Consider the following 539-nt stretch of genomic DNA (forward strand, 5'->3'; position numbering starts at 1 on the left):
GCGTCGGACGGTTCGCGGGCCCCTGGGAGGGGGGCGCGGGCGGACGACGGGGGACGACCGGGGCCGCGTGAGAGTGCGTGCGGGAGAGGAAGGTCATGGCCGGGCTCCTGGGCAGGGTGGAACCTGCCGCTCCCTTCCAGGACTCCGGGTCCGGAGTTCTTTTGCATTTCCAGCCCCCTTTTTCCGAACGCCCTGGAATCAGGGGGCCTTGGACGGGGGGCTCAGCCGCCCAGGATTCCGCCGAGCATGCCACCCAGCCCGCCGCCCTGAGGGCCGGAGCCGCTGGAGCCGCCGGTGAGCATGGGCACCACGGCGAGGATCTTCCCCACCAGGGCCGGGTCCAGCCGGGACTTGAGGAAGTTGAGGAGCAGGGGCGCCACCAGGGTGGCCTTGCCCGCGTCCAGGTTGAAGCGCTGGAGGATGGCCACCACGCCGGCCACCTCGCCCGCGTGGGCCGCCGCGCCGCCCAGGGCGCCCATCAGGCCGCCACCGCCTCCGCCCCCGCCACCCATGAGCCCGCCCAGGGCGCCCGTGAGGCC

The 539-nt window shown here is 74.4% G+C and carries 1 pseudogene; it reads right to left on the reverse strand.

The features are described from left to right. Positions 1 to 221: 221 nt before the first annotated feature. Positions 222 to 539 (reverse strand): annotated as a pseudogene (locus tag D7V93_RS43875) (DUF2780 domain-containing protein); the annotation flags it as partial.

The sequence above is a fragment of the Corallococcus llansteffanensis genome (genome assembly GCF_003612055.1).
Lineage (GTDB): Bacteria > Myxococcota > Myxococcia > Myxococcales > Myxococcaceae > Corallococcus > Corallococcus llansteffanensis.